Here is a 24,365-nt window from a genome sequence, read left to right as displayed (position 1 = left end):
GAAGATCACGTTCAACCCTGTATATTCATTTCTTAATTAACAGTTACAAGGTCCACAGGTCCATGGTCATCGCAATGGTCCCCGTGGACATGATGAAGACGACCGTTAACTAAATAATCCATGTGATCACCATGTGGAACCATTTCATGTCCACAATCACAATCATGATGACATCCACAATTCATTGGAGCACATTCATCCGGATTTGTCTTTGATACAGGAATGTTACATTCATCCCAATGGCCATTATGTTCATGGTGAAGATGTCCATTATGAACATAATCAATGTGATCATCATGTTTGATTTTCGTGTGGCCACAAGAAAGGCTATGCTGATGAGAGTGATGCTCATGAACTTCATGTCCTTTACCCATAAAAAAACCTCCTTTTATAATCTTCATAAATCAGTTTTCCCTATTGATTCCTTACTAGTCAGGTATTTAACCGGTCTATTTCCTGAATTGATTTTATTAAAGTTTTCTTAAGATACCACTGCATCTCGATTTTTTTAAAGGTAAAATACTATCTATCTATTATAAGGATACTACAACCTTATAACGGGTATAACAAAAGAGATGCAGTTTGCAAAGACTCTTTTAAGTTCTTCCAATTAACTGTAAAGATTGCTTTTTAGCTACAGAGAAATATATATGAAAATTATCTTTATTTAGAGTAATGATATTTATCCTTTTTACAAAATATCCTATTACTAAAGGAGGCATGAACTATATGAGCCAGTTTTTCATGAAAACATCGAATGAAGTCTTAGAAGAACTAAAGGTTACGGAAAAAGGGTTGGAATCCGCCGAAATAGAAAAACGCCGTGAACAATATGGGTATAATGAGTTAGCAGAAGGGAAGAGAAAAACAGCTATTGCGGTTTTTTTCGAACAGTTTAAGGATTTTTTAGTCCTCATTCTAATTGCAGCAGCCATTATCTCTGCTTTTTTAGGGAAATTTGAGAGTACGATTGTCATCCTAGTCGTGGTCATCATAAATGCCATTTTAGGAACGGTTCAGCATCTTAAAGCCGAACAGAGTCTAAATAGTTTAAAAGCACTGTCATCCCCGACCGCAAAGGTCCTAAGAGATGGTCAAAAGGTAGAAATTCCTTCTAGGGAAGTCCTCGTTGGCGATATTCTTTTCCTTGATGCAGGTGATTTTGTAAGTGCAGATGGGAGAATCATTGAAAACCACAGTCTACAAATAAATGAAAGCTCACTAACAGGTGAGTCACTAAGCGTTGAAAAGGAAACATCCCCAATTGCTGAAAAGGACGTCCCTATTGGTGATAGAAAAAATATGGTCTTCTCTGGTAGCTTTGTTACATATGGGCGTGGTGTAGTCGTAGTAACAAACACCGGTATGAATACTGAGATTGGTAAAATTGCGAACTTATTAGAGTCAGCAAAGGAAAAGAAGACTCCACTTCAGGAAAGTCTTGATCAATTTGGGAAAAAACTTGCGGTTATTATCATAGCAATTGCCATAATAATTTTCGCAATTGATATCATAAGAGGGAATGAGATTGCAGATTCGTTCATGTTTGCTGTAGCACTTGCAGTTGCGGCGATTCCTGAGGCATTGAGCTCGATTGTTACGATTGTTCTAGCTTTTGGAACACAGAAAATGGCAAAAGAAAATGCAATTATAAGAAAGCTTCATGCCGTAGAGAGTCTAGGAAGTATATCTGTTATCTGTTCTGATAAAACAGGTACATTAACTCAAAACAAGATGACTGTTCAAAAATTATATCTGGATCAAAAGGTAATTGAGCATGATCAGTTACAGGTAGAAAATCCGATTCAAAAAAGAACCCTACTCATGTCAATACTATGTAATGATTCAGTGACCACTGATAAAAAAGAAATTGGTGATCCAACTGAAATTGCATTGGTAGACCTAGGTGAGAAATACCAATTAGATGAACTAAGGATTAGGGATGAGTACCCAAGGATTAAGGAATTGCCTTTTGATTCAGATCGAAAAATGATGAGCACAGTTAACCGTTATGAAGGCAAAAATCTAATGATTACAAAAGGCGCATTGGATGTCCTTCTTTCAAGGGTATCTAGATTTGAAACGTCCGCTGGAGTCGTTGATTTTACAGAAGGCCATAAACGTGAAATAGAGAAAATAAATAAGGAATTCTCAATGAGCGGTTTACGTGTTCTTGGGCTTGCTTTTAAGGAAGTGGAAGAAGGCAAAGCAATTTCTTTTGAAGATGAGAATGACCTAACGTTTGTAGGATTAATTTCAATGATGGATCCTCCAAGAGAAGAGTCGGCTGGAGCTGTCGCTTCTTGTATTGAGGCAGGTATTAAGCCGGTTATGATTACTGGAGATCATAAGATTACAGCTTCAGCAATTGCCAAGCAAATTGGGATTCTAAAGGATGAAACCGAAGCAGTAGAGGGAGCAGAAATTGAAAAATGGAGTGACCTAGAACTTAAAGAAAAGGTTGCTAATATTGCAGTCTATGCTAGGGTGTCTCCAGAACATAAGATTAGAATTGTTAAAGCATGGCAGGAAAAAGGCAATGTTGTGGCAATGACCGGAGACGGTGTAAATGATGGACCTGCGTTGAAGCAGGCTGACGTTGGTATTGCAATGGGGATAACGGGAACAGAGGTTGCGAAAGAAGCATCTTCTATGGTTCTAACAGATGATAACTTTTCCACCATTGTAAAAGCTATTTCAAATGGTAGAAGTATCTACGCCAATATTCAAAATTCCATAAAATTTTTATTGGCCGGAAATACAGGTGGAGTTTTAGCTGTACTTTACGCTTCTATACTCGCTTTACCAGTACCATTTGCAGCTGTACATTTACTTTTTATAAACCTTCTGACGGATAGTTTACCAGCCATAGCGATTGGCCTTGAACCCCACAATAAAAACATTATGAAGGAAAAACCTAGGGATATTAACATTCCTCTTTTGAACAAATCTTTTGCTAAGCGGGTTTCTGTTGAAGGGATCATCATCGCGATCTCAACCTTACTTGCCTTTCACATCGGCTTATCAACAGGGGATGCGATGGTTGCTAGTACAATGGCCTTTGCTACCTTATGTTTAGCTCGGCTATTTCATGGATTTAACTCTAGAAGTAGTCAGTCATTATTTAAGATAGGTATCTTTTCGAATAAATACCTATGGTACGCTGTCATCATTGGAGTAATACTGCTACACGTGGTGTTATTAACACCACCACTAATGGGGGTATTTGAAGTTGCAAGCCTGAATGCAACACAATTTGGAACCATATATATGTTGGCTTTAATTCCACTAGTCGTTATTCAGCTTTACAGAATAATGTCTTCAAAGTAGATAAGTTAATAGATCTAGAAAAAAGAAAAAGCTAATCCATTCTTAACAAGATAGGATTAGCTTTTTCTTTTAGGCTAGATGTTCATTCGTTAAATAAAACGTCTATTCGATCAAAGACTATATTGTGAACTTTAGGACCTATCCTTTTAGAAGTTGACACATTCAATTGTTTATTTTAATAATGCATGTGGTAAAGAGTACTACTAAGGAGTTGATCTTCATTTTAAAAAATTATCAGGTGTGTATTAGTGGTGGTGGAATTGGAGGTTTGTTGTTGGGCTACAAACTAGCTCAACATGGGATTAAGGTTTGTGTTATCGAGCAAACAGCTAAACAATCACATGCTTATAAAGGCGAGTTACTTCAGCCTAAGAGCTTACTGATTTTAAGAGACCTTGGTTTGCTTTCAAGGATAGAGAGAGAAGGTAAGAAGATATATAATATAGAGTTTGTTGAATTGGACGAGCATCAAGAGACTCTTTTCAATATGAATGTGAGCTATGATCAGCTATCTCCATCTATTAATTATTCGTTAATGATTCCACATGAGAAATTAAAAGATTATATTCGCCAAGAGGCTATGAAGTTTGAAAACTTCTTTTACATTTCTCCTGCTAGACTTCAGAGATATGAACACGGAAAAGCAATTGTTAAAAAGGAGAAAGAGGAGGTGGAGATTTCAGCAGAATATTTTATAGGGGCAGAAGGAAGAAAGTCACCGACAAGAGATGAGCTTGGACTAAAACCTAAAAAGTATCTATATAACCATCAGTTTTTAACCGTCACAATTCCCCGTCCATCTGAGCTTACTAACGGTAAAATTATTACTACTCCTCATAAATTTCTTGGTTTATTTCCACTACCCAATCAACTAGTGCGGACCGTATTCTTAATCAATCGTGGGGAATACCCACTATACAAAGAGAGAGGTTTAGATGATCTACGAGATCAGTATAATGAGCTGGCTCCAGAGTTAAAACCATACACGCCAGCATTAAATAGCTGGTCCAAGATACAATTAATGGACCCAATATCTTACCATGTAGAAAAATATGGTGAAGAGGAATTGACGCTTATAGGAGATGCTGCACATACGGTTCATCCTATAGCGGGTCAAGGTATGAATCTTGCGATGCAAGATGCTGATATAGTAGGAGAACTCTTATATTCCATTTTCAAGTCTAGAGATTCTCAAATCACTCTAAAGGACTATGAAAAAGTTAGGAGAGAGAGAAATAAATATATTTTGAGGATGAGCAAGCAATCTGCCTATTTATATTCGTTTAGAAATAAATATTTTCAGAGCCTACGTATAAGAGGGATGAAAAATCTTAAACGTGACCCAAAGCTACACTTTAAACAAATGTTAAACATATCTGGCTTAGGTTTATGGAAACTTTCATTTGTTGACTATTTAGTACAAGCCGGCTTAATTCCAGCTAGAGAAATTCCTTTAAGTAGTATAAATGGCAAACGGTATTTTTTTAATGAAAAAACAGATTATCCATGGAAATATGAAGGAGGTAGATCATGTTAGCAGAATGGTATGAGACCTTAAAAGCAAGAAAGTGGATGAAAAAAAATGTCCCTTTTTTATATTCCTGGCATGCTTATGTAGGAAATGAATGTAAGCTTTTTCTGGCATTTAAAAAGCCACAGACGGTGAGTGAAGTTGCAACTACACATGGGTTACCTGAGGATTTATTACAAAGTTGGGTAGAAATAGGGGTTGCTATTCGTCATCTAAAAAAAACTTCTTCAAATTCCTACCAGGTTAAAAGGCTAAAACTCTTTCCTAATAAAGGATCTTTATCAGGGGCACTTCTGAAAGAGATGATGGAACTACATATTCCGTCATTGCTTGCTTACCCCGACCTAATGACAGCAAAAGATAAGTTGACGTTTGATCATGACAAGCATGGAGATACAGTTGCTAAAACGTCGAGGCTAATAGAAACGATTGCATTTCCTAATTATAAAAAAATAATAAAAGAAAAAGATGTTTCTTCTATCCTTGATATTGGATGTGGATATGGTGGGTATCTACAGCGAATAGCCAGACATAAAGATGATGTACATATGCATGGATTGGATTTTAATCCACAAGTTGTTAAGCAAGCTGAAAAGGCGTGTAAGGAATACTCTAATATAGAGATTTTTCGAGCAGACGTTAACGAGTGGGAGCCAACTAATCAAAAATACGACCTGATCATGTTAAATAATGTTATGCATTATATAAGTCCTAGTAAAAGAAGTAAGTTATTATTGAGAGTCTCAAAATGGTTGAAAAAAGAAGGTCATATCGTAATAATCACCCCGTTTAAATATTCTAGGCACGGAAAGGAATTTTCTGCTGCATTTAATAGTTTCTTTCATGCACAATCAAATCTGTATTCCCTTCCATCAGAAGCAGAGGTAAAAAAGATAGTTAAACAAATAAGAATGGAAATTAAGGAACTTAAGCCTATTATAAAAGAAGGTAGTTGGTATATTACCGTATTAGAGCAGAGGTGAAGGTGAAGTAGAAGTACCTCTGAGAACCTTTAACTTTTAGTTTCAAGTCTCTCTCGTAGTAAAGAGAGGCTTTTTTCTTAGTGGTTTTGTTATATTAATTTGTTGATCTTTTTACAGACACTCTCTTTGCTGAGAGTGTGCATAATGAATGTTTAGAGAGTGAAGATAAAGTTGAGGCTTCTTATGAGTTGGTCAGACATATGGGGAGCTTCTGCTTTTTTGCACCCCTAGGAACACATTGATGGCTAACTTATAAAAGAAAGAATATACTTAACGCATTTTTCTTCGAAACATTGTAGATATTACCTATGACAATCATTTTGATATAGAGTGTGTTTTGTTATATAAATGATTACTTGGCTAACCTTATAACAAATAATTACATAATTAAAATGGTTATTGTTTACGAATTATTTTCACAGGAAATAATGTATGAGTATATTAAAGTTAATTTAAGGAGGAATATTACTATGTCTGTAATCGGAACTAAAGTAAAACCATTCAAAGCACAAGCTTACAAAAATGGAGATTTCTTAGAGGTATCTGAAGAAAATTTTAAAGGACAATGGACGGTTCTTTGTTTCTATCCAGCTGATTTTACTTTTGTTTGTCCAACAGAGCTTGAAGACCTACAAAATGAATATTCAAATCTAAAAGAATTAGGAGCAGAAGTATATTCTTGCTCAACTGATACTCACTTCACTCACAAAGCATGGCATGAATCATCAGAAGCCATTGGCAAAGTAACGTATACAATGATTGGTGACCCTTCATTAACACTTCCTAGTCACTTTGAAGTTTTACGTGTTGAGCAAGGACTTGCTGATCGTGGGACTTTTATAATTGATCCAGATGGTGTGGTTCAAGTTGCTGAAGTTCATGCAGAAGGCATCGGCCGTGACGCTAGTGGACTTATTGACAAGTTGAAAGCAGCACAGTATGTGTATAAGAACCCTGGTGAGGTTTGTCCAGCAAAATGGAAAGAGGGAAGCGAGACTCTTAAGCCAAGTATCGATCTTGTAGGTAAAATCTAAGGAGTGTAAACAAGAATGCTTGAAAATGATATTAAAGCTCAGTTACAGCAATACTTAGAACTATTAGAAAATGATATCGTTCTTAAAGTAAGTGCTGGTTCAGATAAGGTATCAAATGATCTCTTGGAACTTGTAAACGAAATTTCATCCATGTCGTCTAAGATTACAATCGAGCAAACTGAATTAAAGCGTACTCCTAGCTTTAGTGTCAATAGAATTGGAGAAGATACAGGGATTGAATTTGCTGGTATTCCTTTAGGTCATGAATTTACTTCCCTTGTGTTAGCTCTATTACAAGTGAGTGGAAGAGCACCTAAGGTTGATCAATCTATTATTGATCAAGTGAAGAATATCAAAGGCGAGTTCCATTTTGAGACGTTCGTGAGTTTAAGCTGTCACAACTGTCCTGACGTGGTACAAGCACTTAACATCATGAGTGTACTAAACCCTACTATCACCCATACAATGATAGATGGTGCTGCACATAAGGAAGAAGTAGAAACACGAAATATAAGAGCGGTACCAGCTGTTTACTTAAATGGAGATTTTTGGAACGGTGGACGGATCTCTATCCAAGAGATTCTTGCAAAAATGGGTGAAGGTCCAAGTGCTGAAGATTTTGCAGATAAAGATCCATACGATGTACTTATTATTGGTGGCGGACCTGCAGGTGCAAGTGCTGCCATATATACGGCACGTAAAGGAATTCGTACAGGAATTGTTGCTGAACGTTTTGGGGGTCAAGTACTCGAAACACTCAGTATCGAAAACTTTATTAGTGTGAAGGCTACTGAGGGACCAAAACTTGCACAGGCTCTTGAGGAGCATGTAAAAGAATATAATATTGACGTCATGGATTTACAGCGTGCGAAGCGTTTAGAAAAGAAAGAACTATTTGAAATCGAACTTGAAAACGGTGCTGTATTAAAGAGTAAATCTGTCATTATTTCAACAGGGGCACGCTGGCGAAATGTGAATGTCCCTGGGGAACAGGAATTTAAAAACAAAGGGGTAGCATATTGTCCACATTGTGATGGACCATTGTACGCAGGGAAAGACGTTGCAGTTATTGGAGGAGGGAACTCTGGTATTGAAGCTGCAATTGATCTTGCTGGAATTGCAAAACACGTTACCGTTCTTGAGTTTGCACCTGAAATTAAAGCCGATCAAGTACTTCAGAAGCGCCTAGAAAGCTTGTCAAATGTAAAGGTGATAACGAATGCTGCAACAAAGGAAATTACCGGAACTGATAATGTTAAAGGGCTTATTTATACAGATCGGGAAACGGATGAAGATCATAAGGTTGAAATAGAAGGAGTATTTGTTCAAATCGGACTTGTACCAAACACCGAATGGTTAGAAGGAACATTAGAGCGCAATCGAATTGGAGAAATCCTCGTGGATAAGCGTGGAGCTACTTCAATTCCTGGTGTATTTGGCGCTGGGGATTGTACTGATAGTACATATAACCAGATTATTATTTCTATGGGATCCGGAGCAACTGCTGCACTTAGTGCATTCGATTATCTAATTCGTAACTAAATAAGCAGCATGGATATAGAAAGGAGGTGTCTCATTAATAGTGAGAAACCTCCTTTATTTTTAATTATGAACCATGTCTGATCATGTCATCATGCAGTTCCTATAACTTAATGATTTAAAACTTTTCTTCTTTATTATTCAATGCCTTATATTCTCTATAATCTCATATTCATGTCATCAACAACTCTTGAGCAGATGTAAAAGTATTTGAATGGAATTAGTCCGGTTTTCAGTTTACAAAAAAAAATCACTGTGTTATATTAAATTTATTAAGTATATTAAGAAAATATTTAACGAACTTAACGAATGTTAACGGTTAATGCTAATACTTCATTTTGGAAAAGGTAAAAGACATCATATTATGTATTGCATATGAGATAGATTAATAGATACATAATATTGATAACTATGGTATGGGGAAACTCATGTATGATCCATTGATTTTGTAACTAAGATGAAAAACTAGCAAACTAATAAACCTAGTTCAATTACACAAGGTGAATTTCTGATGAATTCTTCTACTATTAATTTAAATCCTGAATTTACTACATCCTAGGAGGCTCATAATATGAAAGAAACATATGATATCGTTATTATAGGTGGCGGTAGTGCGGGTTCTGTACTCGGCGACCGTTTAAGTGCAGATGGTACACGTAGTGTTCTTGTTTTAGAAGCGGGAAGAAAGGACTTTTCTTGGGATCTCTTGATCCAAATGCCAGCCGCTTTACCGTTTCCATCTGGAAATCCATTCTATGACTGGAGATACGAATCTGACCCTGAACCCTTTATGAATGGGCGACGTGTCAAGCATGCTCGTGGAAAGGTGCTTGGAGGATCTGGTTCTATAAATGGAATGATATTCCAACGTGGTAATCCATTGGACTATGAACGATGGGGTGCAGATCCAGGAATGGAAACATGGGATTTTAAGCACTGTCTGCCATATTTTAAACGTATGGAAAGTGCCTTAGCTGCCGACCCAGAAGATGAGTTTCGTGGTCATGATGGTCCTCTAAAGTTGGAACGCGGGCCTGCTACTAATCCTTTATTCCAGGCTTTCTTTGAGTCTGCTGTTGAGGCAGGCTACTCTCGAACTCCTGATGTGAATGGTTTTAGACAAGAAGGATTCGGTCCGTTTGATAAACACGTGTATAAAGGCCAACGTTTTGGACCTTCACGTGCCTACCTACATCCAGCTATGGAGCGGGAGAACCTAACTGTGAAAACACGTGCATTTGTTACAAATATTGACATCCAAGGTACCCGGGCCAACGGTTTGACATATAAACGAGACGGGAAGACCCATTATGTCACTGCAGGTGAAGTAATACTTGCTGGTGGTGCGATCAACACCCCGCAGCTACTTCAATTGTCAGGTGTGGGTGATCCTGAACACTTGCGATCAGTTGGGATCGAACCGAAAGTTAACCTTCCGGGAGTAGGAGAAAATCTTCAGGATCATCTTGAAGTTTACATCCAACACGCTTGTCCATTACCTGTTTCCGAACAGCCTAACTTAAATAAAGTGAAAATGCCATGGATTGGATTACAGTGGTTACTTGGACGCAAAGGTCCGGCAGCGACTAACCACTTCGAAGGTGGAGGTTTTGTTCGTTCGAACGAGGAAGTAAAATATCCAAACTTAATGTTCCATTTCCTCCCTGTTGCTGTCCGTTACGACGGAAAGAAGGCTGACACTGCTCATGGATTCCAGGTACACGTAGGACCTATGTACTCCGATGCTCGTGGGACACTAAAAATCCGTTCAAATGATCCGACGCAGCATCCAAGTATGATCTTCAACTATCTATCTACCGAACAGGACCGTCGAGAATGGATTGAAGCGGTAAAAGTCTCAAGAGAAATCTTATCTCAACCGGCAATGGCACCTTATAATTCAGGGGAAATCTCACCTGGTCCTTCTGTTCAAACAGACGAAGAGATTTTGGAGTGGGTGGCGAATGATGCCGAAACTGCGCTTCACCCGAGTTGTACGGCAAAAATGGGGCCTGCGTCAGACCCTATGGCTGTTGTAGATCCGTTAACTATGAAGGTTCATGGACTCGACAATATCCGAGTAGCTGATGCTTCTGCCATGCCTTATGTTACTAACGGGAATATCCATGCACCGGTGTTGATGTTAGCGGAAAAGGCGGCTGATATTATACTTGGACGTAAACCGCTGGATCCTATTAATCTCGATTTCTATCGTCATGGAGTACATCCAGCCGATGCAGGCGCAATAAAAGGCTAATTCATATTGATTTTATTAGAAGGCCTCTATTTTATGTATTTGCTATTGATGCATACATTTTAAATAGAGTGCCTTCTCTTTTTTATGGGCTAGGGTGCAGTGAAGACTATAGTAGCTATTGCTTAAAGGTTATGTATTTTAAACGGCTCTCCGTATTAATCCAGTTCCTGCACCTAGCTCCTCCAAGAAAAGGAATTACACTTTTCGTAGCTTGAAGAGTAATAGGGAAAGAATTCGCATTAGTTTCTTAATATATGATTACAAAGCTGAGTTAAGAAAATTGCTATTATTAGTACTTTGTATATTTATAGTGGTAGAAGGCATGTGTTAAGCATCTTGTGAATAAACCTGACTAGAGTGTATGTACCTTTCCGTCCAGACAAGGTAGAAAATACAAAAGAAGCTGGATCCTCGTTTTAGGAGGAACCAGCTTCTTAGTTTCAAGATATCTATACTTTTATTTTACCCATTCACCAATTAATTCTTGATTTTCTTCAATCCATTTTTTTGCTCCATCAAGAGGATCATCGGCACTTTCTACATAGGTGATAAGCTCAGCGATTTGCTTATCGTCCATCTTCCAATTGTTAAACCACTCACTAACTTCTGGGTAATCTTCTTCAAATCCAAGTCTTGTTGCATGGTGAATTTTTTCTACTCCACCAAATGTGTTTTGTGGATCTTCTAGGAATTTTAAGTCATGTTTGGAAAATACCGAGTGAGGGCTCCATAGTGGTGCTACAATCGGCTTTTCATTTTTTACTGCCTTATCAATTTCAGATAGCATTGCAGGCTCAGAGCTTGCTAATAGTTCAAAATCTAAATTATAATCTTTAATTAATTGTTCCGTAACTTCCATCGTACCTGCGCCTGGGTCAAAACCGACAATTTCTCCAGCAAACAGTTCTTTATGTTCATTTAAGTCCTCTACACTATTAACCTCTTCTAAATAGGTTGGAACCACAAGGCCTACTTTAGCATTGTCAAACCAAGTTGAGTCTGAGAAGTTAATAGTATCTTGGAATTTTTCAAGATAAAGAGCATCTTGGACCGGTAACCATATTTCTAAACTAGCATCCAAATCGCTACTTTCTAAGGCCTTCATCGTAGCTCCCATGTCAAGTACCATTAAATTAACGTTATAACCTTTATCTTCTAAAATGGCTTTCCACATATTTGTAACAGCAATATTTTCAGCCCAATTAATTTGACCGATTGTTAATTCTTGTTTACTTTCTGTACCTGTTTGTTCACTGGTTGTTTCCTCACTAGTGCTCCCGCATGCTGTTAAAACGGCACCCATTAGCAGTACTAAGATTAAAATGAGTTCTTTTTTCCATGTGTTCATGTGAAAATCTCCCCTTTTTTATCTAATATTATATAAATATTCTTAACACATTAAATGTATTAAAAATATTTTTAACAAAAATAACATATCAACTTATCTCTTCTTACAAAGAGATAAGTATTATGCTTATATAGTTGGTTGTCATAAGCCTCTCTGATATAACTAAATACTTCTTTTTATATTAATTCTGCTGATCTTTAGGTAAAAACTCAAATATCTTGCCACTTCTAATGCTTGCAACTAAATCTTCCAACCAATGATAGTAGGTTTTAGACTCCTCTAATAGGTCATAGTATTGCTTTGCCTCGGCAACAATTTCTGGTGTGCTACTGGAATCTTTAATGACATTTATAAAATCTTCTTGTGCGTCCTTAATGGCTTCCATATTCGTTTTTACCTCTCGTTCCCACATTTGACAATAAAACACCATAAAGGAACGGAAGAAATTCTTCTCGGCTACATAAGTATGCTTTCTAGAACCGCGTGTAAAGGTTTTTTTAACCATTTCAATTTCTTGGAGTTTACGTACACTAGTGCTCATACTTGGTTTACTCATTCCGAGTTCTGTACGCATTTCATCAAGTGTCATTTGCTCTTTAAAGTACATCGTTGCATATAAATTTGCGGCAGCTGGTGTTACACCATACAAGTCCATTGTCTCAGCGATGGCTCCAATGACTTTATCTTTGGCTTCTTCTATTCTAATTCTGGATCTTTCAGTAGATTCACTCATAAAGTCGCCCCTTCAGTGTTAAGTAAAACCTGTTTGTTAAATATTTTTTAAATATTCTTTATGAACTTTATGATACCGTGTTCAGATTAAAAGTCAAATAGAAAATGAATCTAAAACTAATTAAATGGGATGATTAACTTAATGAATTCAAGCGTTTTCGTAAATTTAAGTACATTAATACATAATGGCATCTCGTTATTTTTGACAGCCTAAAAAAGTCATGTTACTATTTTTAAAGATTAAATAAATTTTTAACAAACTTAATTCACTCAAATAATTGGAGTTGATAATATGAATCTTAAAAAACAATACATTAATGGAAAATGGGTCAGAGCAATTTCTGGCAAAACTCGTGAGATTATTAATCCATTTAATCAAGAGGTTATTGCTGTTGTCCCTGAAAGTGATGAGTCAGATGCTAAAGTAGCAATCACAGCAGCAAGAGAAGCATTTGATAACGGTGAATGGTCTTCTACATCAGCAACTGAACGAGGTATGGTTGTTAGGAAGATTGCTGAATTAATAGAAAGAGATAAAGAAGAACTGGCTAGATTGGAATCTTTAGATACCGGTAAAACAGTAGAAGAAAGTCGCGGAGACATGGATGATATCGCTGGAGTTTTTCGTTACTATGCAGATCTGGCAGATAAAGATGGTGGAGAATTGATTGATTCGCCTGTACCTAACTCGATTAGTAGAGTGGTTCGTGAACCGGTTGGGGTTTGTGGTCAAATCACACCTTGGAATTACCCTTTGCTACAAGCTTCTTGGAAATTGGCGCCTGCATTGGCTACAGGAAACACATTAATTATGAAGCCGAGTGAAATAACACCGCTTACTACGATTAAAGTGTTTGAACTAATGGAAGAAGCAGGCGTTCCTGCTGGTGTAGTAAACTTAGTACTAGGTGCTGGGCATACAGTCGGTGCAGAGCTTGCTAGTAATGTAGATGTTGACCTAATTTCATTCACAGGTGGAATTGTTACTGGGAAGAAAATTATGCAGGCAGCAAGTGTTAATGTGAAGAAGCTCGCACTAGAGCTTGGTGGAAAAAACCCTAATATCATTTTTGCTGATGCTGACTTTGAGACAGCTGTGGACCAAGCGTTAAACGGGGTATTCTTCCACGCAGGACAAATCTGTTCAGCTGGAACTAGAATAATAGTAGAAGAAAGTATTCATGATCAGTTCGTTTCTGCACTTGTTGAGAGAGTCAGAAAATTTAAGCTAGGGAGCGGGTTTGAAGAAGATACACAAATGGGCCCACTTATTTCAGCTGAGCATCTTGCAAAGGTAGAAGAATATGTTGAAGCAGGCATTAAAGAAGGTGCTACATTAGCTGTGGGCGGTAGCCGTCCAGAAGATCCAGAACTACAAAAAGGATTTTTCTTCTTACCAACGATTTTTACAGACTGTACAACAGATATGAAGGTTGTACAAGACGAAGCTTTTGGGCCAGTCATCACGATTGAGAAATTTACTACAGAAGAGGAAGCAGTAAAATTTGCTAATGACTCAATCTACGGCCTTGCTGGTGGTGTTTGGACAAACGATATCGCTAAAGCTGAACGTTGTGTGGCAAAGATGCGCATGGGTACTGTTTGGATTAACGACTTTAATACTTACTTCCCTCATGCACCATGGGGTGGTTTTAAACAATCTGGTATTGGACGTGAACTAGGTAAATTAGGTATAGAGGAATATACAGAAACCAAGCATGTCTTCCATAACCTTAAACCGGAACCTATTAATTGGTTCTAAGCTTCCTATATTTTTGACGAATTAAATTGTTTCACTTTATTAAAAAGACACTGAGTTAAAAGGTGCTAATTTGCACACTTTTGACTCAGTTTTTTTATTTTCTGGTGATGACAAAGGAATAAAAAATACCAATGAGCTTGCGAATTCCTTTTTCAGATTGGCCAACTATAAACTCCTAAGTATGCCAACAAGGAACGAAAAATTAATATTTATAATCACAAAAATTAGCAACCAATTCCTTATTCGTTCGTATAGATTGGTTAAGGGAAAAAAGATGTGGAATGAGATAGGGGTGAGGGAGATGGTAGGTTATTTTATTGCAGGTGTTATAATCGTTTTCTTTATATTGATTGGAAGCTCATTATTCTCCACTGGGAAAAAGACACCATTGAAGAAACATCCAATCCCAGACCAACTGGGTATTCAAATAGAAGCCGGATTCCCAATTTTGCAAAGATTAGATTCTTCTTTGTCACAGTATTATTTAGATAATATAAAGCTTCGAGTGATGCAAAACCATCCGAAATGGAAAGACCATGAGTTTGAATGGGGGATGTTCGAGTTAAAGCGTTATTTTGTCATGAATAGTCTATTAAAATCAGTACCGATGTTTAGTCACCGTGCAGATGAAATTTGGCATGAGATGTTAATGTTTACAAGGGATTATGAGAAGTTTTCAAAGGGATTTTATCATGATTTGTTACATCACACTCCAAATATGGATTCTACACCAATCCCTGGGGAAAGAGCATTTTTTGATTGGGTATTTATTAGCTTGTTTGAAATAACTGAAAATAGTAGAGCTATTTGGGGGTGTTTTTTTCAGAATCCCATCAAGCGTCAGATCTTAGATGATTTTAAAGTATTATCAGAGGATGAGCTACTTACAAAATATTTTAGAATAAATGATGATTGGCTAGAGGTCAAGAAACTTCTAATTAATAAACTCAAAGACGAGATTAGTGAAGCGGATCAGGCAAAACTAACTTCAGAGAAAATCTCCAAATCTAGGGCTGCAGGTGATTCTCATATAAATACGTATGTAGCGGGGGCGGCTGTCTTTTATTCCCTTTATGAAGAAGATGACTTTCAAGGCAACATGAGTGAAGTAACTCCTGAAGAGTACCAAAAAGGTTCTCCTTACAGTGGTGGCTCTTATTGTTCTGGCTTTGCTTGTAGCGGTGATTCAGGCGGAGGTGGAGACTCGGGTAGTTCTAGCTGTGGAGGTGGTTGCAGTAGTTAATTCTTTAGTCAGGCAGACCTCAGAAAAAAGACTCCTAATTAGGTGTCTTTTTTGCTTTTTAGGATTTTAAGGTAGAACCTTATAAAGGAAAAAGAAAGTATACAAATAAAGGTAATTTACTAAAAAAGAAGAATATAAATGACAAGTATTGTAATCTGGATATGGATATCTTACCAAATGTAAAATAATAGGAAGAGAAACGTATAAAATGTATAATAGAGTAATAGATATTTAATTCACAAATATGTGAAACATTTTGTTCTTTATTACGTCAAATAAAGGGTGTTTAATTGTTATTTCATAAAACAAGCGAAAAGGAGATCGTCATGGTACAAAAAATTGATACTCTACATCCGGTTTTGGGAAATGTTATAGATAATATCGGCAAAGTTATGATCGGGAAGCGTGAGGTCGCAACATTAAGCTTAGTGGCTTTATTGGCAGATGGTCATGTATTACTTGAGGATGTTCCTGGTGTTGGTAAAACAATGATGGTACGTGCATTGGCTAAATCAGTTAGTGCTGATTTCAAACGTATTCAATTTACGCCTGACTTATTGCCATCAGATGTAACGGGTGTATCCATTTATAATCCGAAAGAACTGCGTTTTGAATTCCGTCCTGGCCCGATCATGGGGAATATTGTACTAGCTGACGAGATTAATAGAACCTCACCTAAAACTCAAGCTGCCCTTCTAGAAGGTATGGAAGAGGCTAGTGTAACAGTTGATGGGGTAACAAGACCATTGGCTAGGCCGTTTTTTGTTATGGCTACACAAAATCCAATTGAATATGAAGGAACGTATCCGTTACCAGAGGCTCAATTAGATCGTTTTATTTTAAAGCTTCGAATGGGTTACCCTACGGCAGAGGAAGAAATGAATATGCTAGCAAGAATGGAATCTGGGCAACCGATTCATGAGCTTTCACCTGTGATTTCAACTGAGGAATTAGTTGAGTTACAAAATGAAGCTAAACAGGTATCTGTAGATGAATCTATCAGAGAATATATTGTTACGATCGTAAAACAAACTCGTAACCACCCGTCTATTTATTTAGGCGCGAGTCCGCGTGGAGCAATTGCTTTAATGAGAGCTGCACAAGCATATGCGCTTATTCACGGTAGGGATTATGTGGTTCCGGATGACGTGAAGTATTTAGCTCCTTTCACGCTATCTCATCGTATTATTCTAAAATCCGAGGCGAAGTTTGAGGGTACGACATCAGAAAGAATTGTGAAGGGGCTTCTTGAACAGACTAGGGTTCCATTAGTTAGGCGTTGATCGTTATGAAAAAAACAAGGTTGTATGCGAAATTAGCGGGTAGAGTTACCGTTATTTTATCTCTTATTGCCATTACCTTTATATTTGCAATGTTCCAAGGGGGTTTTACTAGCTGGTTTATTTTCTATAGTTTTCTACCATTTGGACTCTACTCTTTATTAATAAGTGCTTACCCAATACAGTTTTTTACTGTTAGTCGGGAAGTTAATCGAGAACAGTTTACTGCAGGAGAACAATTAATTGGAACTATTACGATAAATAGAAAGATGGCCTTTTTACCACTTTTGTATATTATTGTTGAAGAAAAGGTACCAGCCTCCCTTCGATATTGTAAACAGCCGAAGCGTTCTAAGGTCATGCTGTTTCCTTGGTTTAAAAAAACGCTTCATTTGGAATATGTTTTTGAGTCTATACCTAGAGGAGAGCACCAGTTTTCAACGATTAGGATTAAAACAGGAGATCTATTTGGCTTAATTGAAAAAGAAGGTTCATTTGAATTAAAGAAAACATATTTAGTATACCCACAATATGTTGATGTTTCTTACCGACAGCTAGAAAATCGATACGATCAGGGAGCAACGTCATCTCGAACGAAATTAATCCGAGATACAACCATGGCTGTTGGTGTAAGAGAATATCAACCTGGTGATCGCTTTTCATGGATAGATTGGAAGGCGAGTGCTAGAAGAAATACATTTATGACAAAGGAATTTGAACAACAACAAAGTCATAATGTTGTAGTTGTGATTGATCGATCAGCTGAACAAAGCAGTGTGATGTTCGAACAGGTTGTTGTACTTGCGGCTTCTGTTGCAAGAGCAATTATTAGGCATGGTGCTCAAATGAGCTTTGTCTCAGTTGGACAGGACCGCTTTGTTACAGATGCTAAGAATTCTGAATCTCATCAACAGCAAATCTTTTATCATCTTGCAAAGGTTCAACCAGACAATCAATATTTTGCTGCTTCAATAGAGTCAGAAGCGAATAAGTGGCAGCAAGGTATGACGTTGATGTTTATAACAAGTCACTTAACGGAGGCTTTTATTAAAACCATTGAATATTTATCACATAGGCAATATCAAGTAGTGGTTTTCGTGGTTCTCCCTAGAAGAAATCCTTCAAAAGAAACAATAGGGAAGATTGAAATTCTAAAGCACAAGCATATCCTCATAAAAGCTGTTATGGAGGGGCAATATGCGGATGCTTTTCATGAGGTGAGTAGATGAGCAGTCTTCAGGAACAGTTCCATAAGGTCATCTATTATGTATACGGCTTTTTAGTATTATGGGAATGGATTAGGCCTTTAGATCAAATAACGGATACAGGAAATCTAACTTTTTTCTTGTATTTTGTTGGTTTGTCCTATCTGTTAGCATATATAAAAGTTCCTTTTCTACTTTCCTTTTCTATTAAAATATTATACATCTTGTATGTGTTGCAACATCTTTTCTATGAAGGTTCATTCTTTTCACTTATTTGGGTAAAGGCTTTTCTCGCTAGTTTAGGCGCTAATCTGTCTTATGTAGTTTCGGCTAGCTGGTGGGAGATGACGAACTCGTTTAGAAGCTTGTTATTCTTTATTTTATTATGGCTATTAGCTTACTTAATGGAATACTGGATTGTGCAATTAAAGAAGATTCTTACGTTTTTTATTATGACAATAACCTATCTGGCAATTTTGGATACATTTACTCCATATGATGCAGATTCAGCAATAGTAAGAATGGTTGTTTTAGGCTTCCTAATTCTTGGATTATTAAAGCTAGAGCGTTTAAAAGAGAAGGAAGCGATCGCTTTTAACCATAAACAGTGGATAAAATGGCTTACTCCCCTTATTTTAATTACTATAGTTACAACTTCGTTAGGCTATTTAGCCCCGAAGGCAGCGCCACAGTGGCCTGACCCTGTGCCTTATTTACAAGGGTACGGAGAAGGAACTGGACCAGGAGGGAAAATAAAACGAATCGGGTATGGCACGAATGACTCCAACCTTGGTGGCCCATTTATTGGGGATGAAACGGTCGTATTCACAGTAGAAGCAGAAAGCCGAGAGTATTGGAAGGTTGAGACGAAGGATACTTACACCGGAAAAGGGTGGGAGTCTTCTAACAATACAATAGTACCCATTGAAGAAGATGAAGGGGTAACGGTTCCAACGCTCGATCCTAATGTAGAAACGGCACCATTAAAAGCAGTGGTTTCAGTTAACCTTCAGTATCCTCATATTGTATATCCTGTGGAGTTACAAAATGTTGATTCAGGGACAGATATTCTGTATCAGTATAATGTAGAAACTGAAAAGATCATGACTGAAAGAGATGGTCAACCATATCCTTTACAGCAATATGAAGTGACTTATGAAGATCCAAATTTTGTATATGAGGTTCTAAGAGCTTCAAGCCTTGAGTATGATCCTGAAATAGTAGAAAGGTATACACAGCTGCCTAATGATTTACCTACCCGTATAAGGGATTTGGCTAATGAAATCATTGCACCTTACAATAACCGATATGATCAAGTAACAGCGGTGGAAAACTATTTCAGAATGAATGGGTTTGCATATGATACAAATAATGTAGCAGTACCAGGTCGAAATGATGATTATGTTGATCAGTTCTTATTTGAAACAAAGATCGGCTACTGCGATAACTTCTCTACATCGATGATTGTTCTTCTTCGTTCTGTTGGGATACCAGCAAGATGGGTTAAAGGATATACAGGTGGAGAATACGTTAGTACGCAAGAAAATGACACTCGTATTTATGAAGTGAAAAATGCTAATGCACACTCTTGGGTAGAGGTATATTTCCCAGGTACTGGATGGGTTCCGTTTGAGCCAACATCAGGGTTCTCTAATCCATATAACTTTATCACGGATCTAGAAATGCAGGATGATAATCTTACAGTTCCAGACACAACTCAAGAGCAACCACAGTCATCGCCTGAGGACTTGTTAGAAGAGGAAGGATCTACTAATGAATCAGCTACCACTTTCAATTGGTCTATCGATATTGAACTTAGTGATGTACTGAGATTATTAGGAGTCATAATGATTATAAGCGCGATTCTTTATTTTACTAGGAAAAAGTGGTATCCACGTTATGTGTTACAACGCTATGGTAGATTCAAAGACGCTAACTCCTTTGAGGCTTCTTATTTTGTATTAATAAAGGCATTAAAAGGGTATGGCCTTAAGAAGCAAGATAACCAAACTTTGCGTGAGTACGCAGATTATGTAGATTCCTTCTTTTACTCTAAGGATATGAGATATTTAACTTTAAAGCTTGAAGGTCTTCAATATAGAAAAGATAGAGGGCTGGATCATAAAGATTTAGATACTTTAAGAGAATTGTGGGAAAATTTAATTAAAAAGGTAGCATCTTGACCGAATGTGAAGCCATTGATAGAATAGGTTCAATATCATAAAGAATCTTCATATATACTCGAAAATATGGTTCGAGAGTCTCTACCGGGTTGCCGTAAAAAACCTGACTATGAAGACAGAACCGAGCATCTATACAATATGGTGTATTTGTATAACAAACTAGGATTCTGTCTTCTATTAATTTAGAGACGGAAATTCTAGTTTTTTTGTTTAATTGGGTTCTGTTAAACAACAATGTTATTCAGCAGAGTTGATTGCAGTGGCTGGCGTGAGTTTCATGCTATGTAATCAATAAATCACAAGGTTTAACAGAAACTTTTTCTTATAATATAGGCAGGGGTGAATGCATTGATTAAAAGTCAGGAAAAGATCGTCGTATTGGATTTTGGAAGTCAATATAATCAGCTTATTACACGTAGAATTAGGGAATTTGGTGTGTATAGTGAACTTCATCCGCACACATTAACAGCAGAAGAAATTAAGGAGATGAACCCAAAGGGAATTATCCTTTCTGGTGGTCCGAATAGTGTGTATGGAGAAAATGCATTCCACTGTGATAAAGAAATTTTTAATTTAGGAATTCCTGTTTTAGGAATTTGTTATGGTATGCAATTAATGACCTTCCTTTTCGGTGGAGTGGTTGAAAAGGCGACGCACCGTGAATATGGAAAGGCAGTATTAAAAGTAGAAAATGAATCATTGTTATATCAATCACAACCATCTGAACAAGTTGTATGGATGAGTCATGGTGATCTTGTTAAAGAAATTCCAGATGGCTTCATAGTTGACGCAACTAGCGCATCTTGTCCGATTGCAGGAATGAGTAATTCAGCCAAAAAGTTTTATGGTGTTCAGTTCCATCCAGAGGTTAGGCATTCTGAGTATGGAAACGACTTGCTGAAAAACTTTGTATTTGAAATTTGTGAGTGTAGAGAAAAGTGGACAATGGAAAACTTTATTGAAATCGAAATGGACAAGATCCGCCAGCTAGTAGGTGACAAAAAAGTATTATGTGCACTTAGTGGAGGGGTAGATTCTTCCGTTGTTGCCGTATTAATTCACAAAGCCATTGGTGACCAATTAACTTGTATGTTCGTTGACCACGGTCTTCTTCGTAAAGGGGAGGCAGAGGGTGTGATGAAGACCTTCAGTGAAGGCTTTAATATGAATGTGATTAAAATAGATGCAAAAGAACGTTTTATGTCTAAGTTAAAAGGTGTAAGTGATCCTGAACAAAAGCGTAAAATTATAGGAAATGAATTTATTTATGTCTTTGATGATGAAGCAACTAAGTTACAGGGAATTGACTTTTTAGCCCAAGGAACTCTTTACACAGACATCATTGAAAGTGGAACATTAACTGCGCAAACAATTAAATCTCACCATAATGTTGGTGGGTTACCTAAGGATATGAAGTTTAAATTGATTGAACCTTTAAATACATTATTTAAAGATGAGGTACGTGTGCTGGGAACAGAGCTTGGAATTCCAGATGAAATCGTTTGGAGACAGCCGTTTCCGGGTCCGGGATTAGGAATCCGTGTACTTGGTGAAATCACAGAAGAGAAGCTAGAGATTGTCCGTGAATCAGATGCTATTCTCCGAGAGGAAGTTAAGCTTGCTGGACTTGACCGAGATATATGGCAATATTTTACCGTTCTTCCTGATATCAGAAGCGTTGGTGTAATGGGTGATGCAAGAACATACGATTACACGATCGGTATTCGTGCAGTAACCTCAATTGACGGCATGACATCTGATTGGGCCCGAATTCCATGGGATGTTCTAGAGAAAATCTCAACAAGAATTGTAAATGAAGTAAATCATATCAATCGAGTAGTTTACGATATTACAAGTAAGCCGCCGGCAACTATTGAGTGGGAATAAAAGTAAAAAGCGAACATTCAAGAAATAAAATTCTTGAATGTTCGCTTTTTCTATTGACTAGACGATAAACCCTTGTTACAATACGATTGTAATCATAAATTTTTTGTCGAATACTCGTATAAAGTTGGGGATATGGCCCGAAAGTTTCTACCAAGCTACCGTAAATAGCTTGACTACGAGGTGATTGTAAGGATCAGTAAAGTATTCTTTACCCTTTACATAGCCTTTGAACTCGTGGTCGAAAATCAGGAGTTTTTTTGTTTTTTATTTATTAATTCAAGGGAAAAAGGGGTAGAGGAAATGAAACGTTATTTTAAGTTTGATGAGTTAAATACAAACTATAAGAAAGAATTCATTGCAGGTTTAACTACATTTTTATCAATGGCTTATATTCTATTTGTAAATCCAGATATTTTAAGTTTAGCCGTTATAACAGATCTTCCAGATGATTTAAGAATGCCTAAAGAAGCTATCTTTACGGCCACAGCGATTGCAGCAGCGGTAGGGTCATTGTTAATGGGAGTTTTAGCAAGATATCCAATCGCGTTGGCTCCTGGTATGGGATTAAATGCATTCTTTGCTTTCACAGTTGTTTTGGGAATGGGTATTTCTTGGCAAACAGCATTATCAGGAGTGTTAGTTTCAGGGTTGTTTTTCATCGTTCTTACATTAACAGGTGCACGTGAAAAAATTATCAATGCAATACCAGCTGAGTTGAAGTTTGCGGTAGCAGCAGGGATTGGATTATTCATAGCATTTATCGGTTTTCAAAATGCAGGAATCATTGTTAATGATGATGCGACTCTTGTAAGTTTAGGAGACTTAACAAACGGTGCAACCTTACTTGCAGTGTTTGGGGTATTAATAACAGTTGTTTTAATGGTTAAAGGTGTTAATGGTGGAATCTTCATCGGGATGGTGATTACAGCCATCGTTGGTATGATCTTCGGCTTAATCGGAGTTCCAACTGCTATTGTAGGTAGTATTCCAAGTTTAGAACCGACTTTTGGTGTAGCATTTACACATTTAGGCGAGATTTTCACTATACAAATGCTAGTTGTCATTCTAACGTTCTTGTTCGTGGATTTCTTTGATACAGCGGGTACACTTGTAGCTGTTGCAAATCAAGCTGGATTAATGAAGAACAATAAATTACCTCGTGCAGGTAGAGCATTATTTGCAGACTCAGCAGCAACTGTTGTAGGTGCAACACTAGGTACGTCAACTACTACATCATATATTGAATCATCAGCAGGTGTGGCAGCGGGTGGTAGATCTGGATTCACTTCAGTAGTTACGGCAGGGTTTTTCTTACTAGCTTTATTCTTTTCTCCATTATTAGGTGTAATAACTCCAGCTGTAACAGCACTGGCGCTAATTATTGTGGGAATCTTGATGGTTTCAGCACTAGGAGAAATACAATGGAAGCAGTTTGAAATTGCAGTACCAGCTTTCTTAACAATCGTGGCAATGCCATTAACGTATAGTATTGCTACAGGTATTGCGATTGGATTTATCTTTTATCCAATCACAATGATTATGAAGGGACGTACAAAAGAAATACATCCGATCATGTACGGAATGTTTGTGATTTTTGTACTATACTTTGTATTCTTAGTTGAATAAATAGATGAGGAAAAGGACTTGGTTAAATCAGACCAAGTCCTTTTTCTATTTATTGTTTTGAATGGTGAGTTGACACAAGGAGACAACCAATGTATTATTATAAAAGTCACTCCTGATTCAACGAAAACACTTTAAAAGTAATTTGAAAAAAATTGTTGACAGTGAATTGGGCAATGTGATATATTATTAAAGTCGCTTCTGGGCGATGAGATAAAAGTTCTTTGAAAACTAAACAAAACGTCAAGCGTGTTGGTTTTAAAAAACCAACGCAAGTAATAAATTTTTAAATCTACTATTTAGTTATTTTCGCTAACGCGAAAAAGCTCAGTAGATTGCCGGTGTAATGAGCAATCAAACACTTTATTGGAGAGTTTGATCCTGGCTCAGGACGAACGCTGGCGGCGTGCCTAATACATGCAAGTCGA

General features: G+C 37.2%; 16 protein-coding genes, 1 rRNA gene and 2 riboswitches. Of the genes, 14 read left to right on the top strand and 3 right to left on the bottom strand.

The features are described from left to right. Window positions 1-32 precede the first annotated feature (32 nt). Window positions 33-374, bottom strand: a complete 342-nt coding sequence (locus tag G4D63_RS20510) for a hypothetical protein (protein ID WP_163181929.1) — start codon at window positions 372-374, stop codon at window positions 33-35. 355 nt (window positions 375-729) lie between these two features. On the opposite strand from G4D63_RS20510, the gene G4D63_RS20505 reads away from it, so the two are divergent. The 6 genes from G4D63_RS20505 (at window position 730) to betA (ending at window position 10,674) form a co-directional block, all read left to right on the top strand. Beyond that, window positions 730-3,330, top strand: a complete 2,601-nt coding sequence (locus G4D63_RS20505; RefSeq protein ID WP_163181928.1) for a calcium-translocating P-type ATPase, PMCA-type — start codon at window positions 730-732, stop codon at window positions 3,328-3,330. Between the two features lie 181 nt (window positions 3,331-3,511). Beyond that, a complete protein-coding gene (locus tag G4D63_RS20500; RefSeq protein ID WP_275580336.1) occupies window positions 3,512-4,867 on the top strand; it encodes an FAD-dependent oxidoreductase in 1,356 nt (451 codons plus the stop codon). Continuing rightward, on the top strand, window positions 4,861-5,844 hold the full coding sequence (locus G4D63_RS20495; protein ID WP_163181926.1) for a class I SAM-dependent methyltransferase: 984 nt from the start codon (window positions 4,861-4,863) through the stop codon (window positions 5,842-5,844). The genes G4D63_RS20500 and G4D63_RS20495 overlap by 7 nt, the downstream gene beginning before the upstream one ends. Window positions 5,845-6,314: 470 nt before the next feature. Next, window positions 6,315-6,878, top strand: coding sequence for an alkyl hydroperoxide reductase subunit C (ahpC, locus tag G4D63_RS20490; protein ID WP_163181925.1), 564 nt, complete (start codon window positions 6,315-6,317; stop codon window positions 6,876-6,878). 15 nt (window positions 6,879-6,893) lie between these two features. Then, window positions 6,894-8,420 (top strand): alkyl hydroperoxide reductase subunit F, encoded by a 1,527-nt coding sequence (gene ahpF / locus G4D63_RS20485; protein ID WP_163181924.1) that lies wholly within the window; start codon window positions 6,894-6,896, stop codon window positions 8,418-8,420. 568 nt (window positions 8,421-8,988) lie between these two features. Then, a complete protein-coding gene (gene betA / locus G4D63_RS20480; RefSeq protein WP_163181923.1) occupies window positions 8,989-10,674 on the top strand; it encodes a choline dehydrogenase in 1,686 nt (561 codons plus the stop codon). Window positions 10,675-11,131: 457 nt separating this feature from the next. On the opposite strand, the gene G4D63_RS20475 is transcribed toward betA, so the two are convergent. Together G4D63_RS20475 and cudC are read right to left on the bottom strand one after the other, a co-directional pair. Then, complete coding sequence (locus G4D63_RS20475) at window positions 11,132-12,022, bottom strand: glycine betaine ABC transporter substrate-binding protein (RefSeq protein WP_163181922.1); 891 nt, start codon at window positions 12,020-12,022, stop codon at window positions 11,132-11,134. A 181-nt stretch (window positions 12,023-12,203) separates the two neighbouring features. After that, on the bottom strand, window positions 12,204-12,755 hold the full coding sequence (gene cudC / locus G4D63_RS20470; RefSeq protein ID WP_163181921.1) for a choline uptake/conversion transcriptional regulator CudC: 552 nt from the start codon (window positions 12,753-12,755) through the stop codon (window positions 12,204-12,206). Between the two features lie 291 nt (window positions 12,756-13,046). Between cudC and betB the strand changes: the two genes are divergently transcribed. The 8 genes from betB to G4D63_RS20430 all read left to right on the top strand — a co-directional run. Beyond that, on the top strand, window positions 13,047-14,516 hold the full coding sequence (gene betB, locus G4D63_RS20465) for a betaine-aldehyde dehydrogenase (RefSeq protein WP_163181920.1): 1,470 nt from the start codon (window positions 13,047-13,049) through the stop codon (window positions 14,514-14,516). Between the two features lie 301 nt (window positions 14,517-14,817). After that, window positions 14,818-15,759, top strand: a complete 942-nt coding sequence (locus G4D63_RS20460) for a glycine-rich domain-containing protein (protein WP_163181919.1) — start codon at window positions 14,818-14,820, stop codon at window positions 15,757-15,759. 326 nt (window positions 15,760-16,085) lie between these two features. Next, the gene (locus G4D63_RS20455; protein ID WP_163181918.1) at window positions 16,086-17,042 is read left to right on the top strand and encodes an AAA family ATPase; all 957 of its coding nucleotides are present in this window, start codon (window positions 16,086-16,088) and stop codon (window positions 17,040-17,042) included. Window positions 17,043-17,047: 5 nt separating this feature from the next. Beyond that, entirely contained in the window at window positions 17,048-18,268 is a 1,221-nt protein-coding gene (locus G4D63_RS20450; RefSeq protein ID WP_163181917.1) for a DUF58 domain-containing protein, read from the top strand. Further along, window positions 18,265-20,427 carry a transglutaminase-like domain-containing protein gene (locus G4D63_RS20445; protein ID WP_163181916.1) on the top strand — a complete coding sequence of 721 codons (2,163 nt, stop codon included), beginning with the start codon at window positions 18,265-18,267 and terminating at the stop codon, window positions 20,425-20,427. The genes G4D63_RS20450 and G4D63_RS20445 overlap by 4 nt, the downstream gene beginning before the upstream one ends. Window positions 20,428-20,455: 28 nt before the next feature. Then, a riboswitch (purine riboswitch) is annotated at window positions 20,456-20,557 on the top strand. Between the two features lie 218 nt (window positions 20,558-20,775). Further along, on the top strand, window positions 20,776-22,314 hold the full coding sequence (guaA, locus tag G4D63_RS20440) for a glutamine-hydrolyzing GMP synthase (RefSeq protein ID WP_163181915.1): 1,539 nt from the start codon (window positions 20,776-20,778) through the stop codon (window positions 22,312-22,314). A 94-nt stretch (window positions 22,315-22,408) separates the two neighbouring features. Continuing rightward, a riboswitch (purine riboswitch) is annotated at window positions 22,409-22,510 on the top strand. Window positions 22,511-22,614: 104 nt separating this feature from the next. Further along, entirely contained in the window at window positions 22,615-23,940 is a 1,326-nt protein-coding gene (locus G4D63_RS20435) for an NCS2 family permease (protein ID WP_163181914.1), read from the top strand. Between the two features lie 360 nt (window positions 23,941-24,300). After that, window positions 24,301-24,365 (top strand): 16S ribosomal RNA (locus G4D63_RS20430); the annotation flags it as partial.

This window comes from Bacillus mesophilus (assembly GCF_011008845.1).
In the GTDB taxonomy this organism is placed as follows: domain Bacteria; phylum Bacillota; class Bacilli; order Bacillales; family SA4; genus Bacillus_BS; species Bacillus_BS mesophilus.
Note: the sequence above shows the minus strand (reverse complement) of the source record. Positions and strands in the feature narration are given on the sequence as shown.